The organism is Solirubrobacter deserti, from assembly GCF_027587175.1.
GTDB lineage: Bacteria > Actinomycetota > Thermoleophilia > Solirubrobacterales > Solirubrobacteraceae > Solirubrobacter > Solirubrobacter deserti.
Genome location: NZ_JAPCID010000104.1, coordinates 1 through 4,461 on the forward strand (window position 1 = coordinate 1; position 4,461 = coordinate 4,461).

General features: G+C 68.9%; 7 protein-coding genes. 6 read left to right on the forward strand and 1 reads right to left on the reverse strand.

Features of this window, described 5'->3' with window-relative positions:
• Positions 1-771: 771 nt before the first annotated feature.
• Positions 772-1,218 carry a hypothetical protein gene (locus OJ962_RS33980; protein WP_202958713.1) on the reverse strand — a complete coding sequence of 149 codons (447 nt, stop codon included), beginning with the start codon at positions 1,216-1,218 and terminating at the stop codon, positions 772-774.
• Between the two features lie 201 nt (positions 1,219-1,419).
• Here OJ962_RS33980 and OJ962_RS33985 point away from each other — a divergent pair, with 201 nt between their 5' ends.
• From OJ962_RS33985 to OJ962_RS34010, 6 genes are all read left to right on the forward strand, one after another.
• Positions 1,420-1,665 (forward strand): hypothetical protein, encoded by a 246-nt coding sequence (locus tag OJ962_RS33985; protein WP_270006936.1) that lies wholly within the window; start codon positions 1,420-1,422, stop codon positions 1,663-1,665.
• 243 nt (positions 1,666-1,908) lie between these two features.
• Positions 1,909-2,151: a hypothetical protein gene (locus OJ962_RS33990; RefSeq protein ID WP_270006937.1), complete on the forward strand. Its 243-nt coding sequence runs from the start codon at positions 1,909-1,911 to the stop codon at positions 2,149-2,151.
• Between the two features lie 31 nt (positions 2,152-2,182).
• Complete coding sequence (locus OJ962_RS33995) at positions 2,183-2,650, forward strand: HAD domain-containing protein (protein ID WP_270006938.1); 468 nt, start codon at positions 2,183-2,185, stop codon at positions 2,648-2,650.
• Between the two features lie 212 nt (positions 2,651-2,862).
• Positions 2,863-3,150: a hypothetical protein gene (locus OJ962_RS34000; RefSeq protein WP_202958709.1), complete on the forward strand. Its 288-nt coding sequence runs from the start codon at positions 2,863-2,865 to the stop codon at positions 3,148-3,150.
• A 35-nt stretch (positions 3,151-3,185) separates the two neighbouring features.
• Entirely contained in the window at positions 3,186-3,428 is a 243-nt protein-coding gene (locus OJ962_RS34005; protein WP_270006939.1) for a DUF1269 domain-containing protein, read from the forward strand.
• A gap of 37 nt (positions 3,429-3,465) precedes the next feature.
• Positions 3,466-4,227, forward strand: coding sequence for a hypothetical protein (locus OJ962_RS34010; RefSeq protein ID WP_202958708.1), 762 nt, complete (start codon positions 3,466-3,468; stop codon positions 4,225-4,227).
• The last annotated feature ends 234 nt before the right edge of the window (positions 4,228-4,461 follow it).

Below are 4,461 nucleotides of genomic sequence, written 5' to 3' on the forward strand. Positions count from 1 at the left end.
TCTCGCTCAGGTGGACCACTTTTCAACCGGCCAAACCGGCCCAATCTTCAACCGGCCTTGACAGGTTCTGTGGGGTTCAGCCAAGGGCTTGGGCGCTGCGCTGGCGGAGCCGACGATCAGGCGACAGCTTTCCTGATCACCGTGTCGGCGTCCGGTGTCAGTCCGGCGTGCCAGATGCGATGCGGCACGCGCGAGCAGTTGCGCCGTGCAGACCTCGCCACAGAAGAGCTCGACGTCCTACGCAAGACGTACAAGCAGTATCTACGAGGTGAGCTCGATCGCGACGCCGCACAGACCGTTATCGATGATGCGTCGCGCGGCCGTGGTTGCATCTGGCCTGGGTCCCCCGCGACAGCTGCCCGAGGCGGGCAGCTGGCCGGACATGGACTGGGATCCGCGCGAAGCGATCGGTCGCGTGCAGTGCTCGGTACTTGCCTTCGGGTCCTCGGCGGACAAGGTGGATGCCGCTCGAACCAGCATCGCCCGCTCGCGGCCAGCCGGACCGCTTAGAACTGTCCGCTTGCCCGATATGACGCACCAATCGTCGCCGGGCGTGCTGTACGAACACGAGCTGTGCCGGTTCCTCGATGCCCTCGGGCCGCACATCACACCAGTGACGACCCGGCGATCAGGACAGGCAACGCACCGCGTCGCTCCCGTTGCCTGAACGCAGCCGGGGCGAAGTCGCCGCAAGGGCTGAGCCGGCCAGAGGCACGGAATCGTCGAGGAAGACCATTCCGCGGAGCGATCTGAACGCATCGCTGCGGAGGACTACAGGTCGTTCCAGCTGACGGCGAGCTCGGCCGGCGGAACGCCGCACTCGCGGATACGCGCGAAGCCAGGCATCTCGAGTGCCTGGTCAAAGAACGCCTCTAGGCCGATCTCAAAGGAGTCCAGATCGGCTTCGCCCAGGGAGCGAATCTCGTCCGTGGGGGGAAATCTGAAGGTGCAATGGACTTGTCGGAGCACCGGCTGGCCCGGCGCAGGTACCGCGAATTGCCGAGTCATGTCGAGCTCGAAGAATTCGTGCTCGCCGGTGAACGTCCAATCGAAGACGCCGTACTGGGCGAAGAGCCCGTCGTCATAGTCGCCCGGCGTCTCCGCCGGTACGTCAGCGGCCGGCTCGAACGCGAACCGACGCATCGCATCCCATGCTCGGTTCACATCGTCCAGCGTGGGGCGGTGGATGTCGACGCCCGCCTCGACCAGCAACGCCATGAGCCGATCACGCGCGTCGCTGCTCAGCGCCGGCGCGGAGGGTACTGAGGACACGGCGACCGCGTAGCGAGATCGCGCGTGGGCAGCGCTGCCAGAAGCAACGCCTTCGTCGAGAAGGATCCGTTCAGGGCGCGTCTCGGCGCGAGGCACTATGGCCGGACGACCGATTGGCGAACGGCGCAGGATCGGTACGCTTGCGCCGTGTTCATCGCGATTGCTCTGGGTCTCGCTGCGGCGGCCGTGATCTTTCACACGGTCAGGAGCGTCCGCGCCCGCGAGTACGGCGAGTTACGGCGCTACCTGGCGTTCGTGACGGTCCTTTTCGGCGGCTTCGGGCTGGTGATGATCGTGCCGTTCGAATGGGCCGGCTTGGTGTTTGTGGCCATGGTCTTGTACTTCGTCACCGACCTCGCGCTCCGGGTCCGGCGCGAGACAGCGGCGCGGTAGCTCACTCCCGCTGGGGAGCCGCCCAGGCTGACCTCCGCGTGCGACCTATGGCGGCCTCGACGGCGACGTCGTGAAGCGCCAATTCGTCGAGAAGCGCTATGACGCGCGGACGAAGCGGGGGCTCCGTAGAGGCGCGCTGGTCCTGCCAGGTCTCGGCGATCATGAGGACACGCGCGCCGGCCGTTCGATAAGTGCGTGCTGCGTCGTAGACGGCGCGCATGGTCGTTGCGTAGCCTGCGGGACATGCTCGACCTGGTGTACCTGCTTGCGCTGCTGTCCCTGATCCTCGTCGGCGTGGTCCCGGGTGAACGCCGGCGCGTGCGGCTCTTGGGCGTCGGGCTCGCCGTTGCGGTCCTAGGACTGGCCTTCTGGAGATCAGCCCTAGACGGCAAGTGGTGGATGCCGCTGCTGGGCGTGTTGGCTGTGGCCGCGTGGGTCTTGGTCGAGCGCTGGCGTGATCGCCGCGTTCGCAGCGACGCCGCCTAGCGGTTTCGTCGCAAACCATCACAATGGCCGCGTGCGTCCGCTCCTGCTTCTCGACGTGGACGGCGTCGTGTGCCCCCTGGGGGACGCCGCGCCCGATCAGGTCCCGATCGCGAGCACCCACGTAAGCCTTTCGCATCATCGCCTACTGCCGGGCTGGCTCGCCGAACTAGCCAAGGTCTTCGAGCTCGTATGGGCGACCACATGGGAACACGACGCCAACGAGCTCCTGGCACCGTTGCTCGGCCTGCCGGACCTTCCCGTCATCCAGTTCGCAGGTACGGTCGTCGGCCCCGGCGAAACCGTCAAGCTGCCAGCCATCAGACGGTTCGTCGATGACCGCGCCTTCGCGTGGGTCGATGACCGACTCGGGGTCGATGCAACGGCCTGGGGCGCGCACCGGCTCGCCCCGACGTTACTGCGCGACATAGACCCCGCGTCGGGCCTGACGCGATGCGACATCGACGGATTGCTGGCGTTCGCCACCAACCCGCAGCGCTGAGCCGTGTTGCTCACGATCGGGCCAGCGAAGGGATCCCTTCGTCGACAAGCGCCACTTTCGGTCCTCGTCCATCGCGATTTCGACCGGCCACAACAGATGCCGGCGCGCACGCTCGCCCAGGGAAGGGCGCCGTCGGCTCGCCCGGTCACGCTCGCCCGTACGCAACCTTGGTTCCGTCGAGCCGTTCTGGACGCATGCGGATCCTTGCGGGAGTGGCTCTGGCGCTGCTGTTCGCCGCGCCGGCTCAGGCGTGCACGAAGCTGCCGGCCAGATCGGCCACGAAGGTGCCGGTCAGGACCGTCGACGTCGATCGCACCAAGACGACGACGATCGGTATCTGCGGTCATACGCTGGCTCGCGCGACGCTCACTGGCAGCGGCACGCGCCGCCAGAGTGGCGCTCGGATCGGTGAGGCGAGCGCGGCTGGCGGCCGCGTCAGGCTTCATCACCCGACGCGGGCCCGCGCGGGACGAAGCGGGGCGCGGGCTACGGCGGCCTGATCGAGCTGGCCTTCTTCGCCCCGCTGTTCGGCGCGGTGATCGGCGGAGCGGCCGGCGCGACTCACGGCGCGCTCGCCGACCATGGCCTCGACGCCGCGTTCATGCGCGACCTCGGGAACGAGCTCAGGCCCGGCTCGGCGGCGCTGATCCTGCTCGTCCGCGGCGGCACGCTCGACAAGGTGCTCGCGCGGATCGAGGACGAAGGTCGCGTGCTGCGCACCTCGCTCGACGCGGAGACCGAGCGCCGGCTGAGCGAGGCGCTGGCCGGCGCCGGGTGACGCGCGCCGGCCGTGCGGCCCTACGCTTCGGCGGAGGATGCGACGGCTCGCGCTGATCTCCCTCGCGCTCCTCACGGGGTGCGGGCTGCAGACCGACCCCACCCCGACGCCGTCCCCGCCGCCGGCGGGGACGCCGGCGCCGCTCGCGACGCGGACCGAGCCCGCGCTGACGCTGACGAGCACCGATGGCGTGCGGTTCGTGCCCGGGGCACGCCGGCGCGGGCGGGGCGACCTGTCGCCGGCGCCGTGGTACCGGATCGGGTTCCGCGATGGGCGGGTGACGTTGCGGCTGGCGGGGGACGGCCCGTGGGAGCAGGCGCCGTGCACGGTCGACCACGTCGAGGTGGGCCCGGCCGACGGGGAGCTGCGGCGCGTGACCGTGTGGGGGTCCTGGCCCGATGGCCGCTGCCCGGACCGAACGCAGGAGATCGTGCTCGACGTGCCAGGCTGGACCCGTACGACGGTCGCGGCGCCCGACGAGCTGGACGTGCCCGATCCGAGCCGGACGGGCTCGCAGCGGGTGGGCGGGATCAGCGGTTCCGCCGTATTGCAGCCCGACCATCGCTCGATCGTCCTCCGCTATTCGCACAGCAGTTGCCACACGCTGGCCGCGGCCACGGCGGCGGTGGACGGACGGCGGGTGCGGGTGACGGTGACCGTCGGGACCGAGCCCGATCGCACCGTGTGCGCCAGCGGGAGCGCCGAGGGTCACACGCTGGTCCGCCTGCCCGCCGCGGCGCCGCGCGCAACCGTCACGGTCGCCGACTGTCGCAGCGATCGACGTCGCTGCTCCTTCTAAACCTGAATCTCACCATTCAGGTTCATCTCGCAACCCGACCCTGCCTTGAATGCTGAAGTCCCTTGACGCCGTTCATGAGAGCTAGTTGAGTGCCTACGGACAGACGAGCCCGCATGGGAGCACGGATACCCGCTTGTGCTCGCGGTAGCCCACGTCGGAGATAGGCCCAAGCGTCGAAAAGCACCACTTTGGCTTGCTGCCGACCGGTAGCCTCTCGCGTCCATGAGGACTGAG

Excerpts from the sequence above, each read along its gene's own strand:
- OJ962_RS33980 (WP_202958713.1), bottom strand. The coding sequence starts at position 1,218 with ATGGCGTTGCTGGTCGAGGCGGGCGTCGACATCCACCGCCCCACGCTG.
- OJ962_RS33990 (WP_270006937.1), top strand. The coding sequence starts at position 1,909 with ATGCTCGACCTGGTGTACCTGCTTGCGCTGCTGTCCCTGATCCTCGTC.
- OJ962_RS34010 (WP_202958708.1), top strand. The coding sequence starts at position 3,466 with ATGCGACGGCTCGCGCTGATCTCCCTCGCGCTCCTCACGGGGTGCGGG.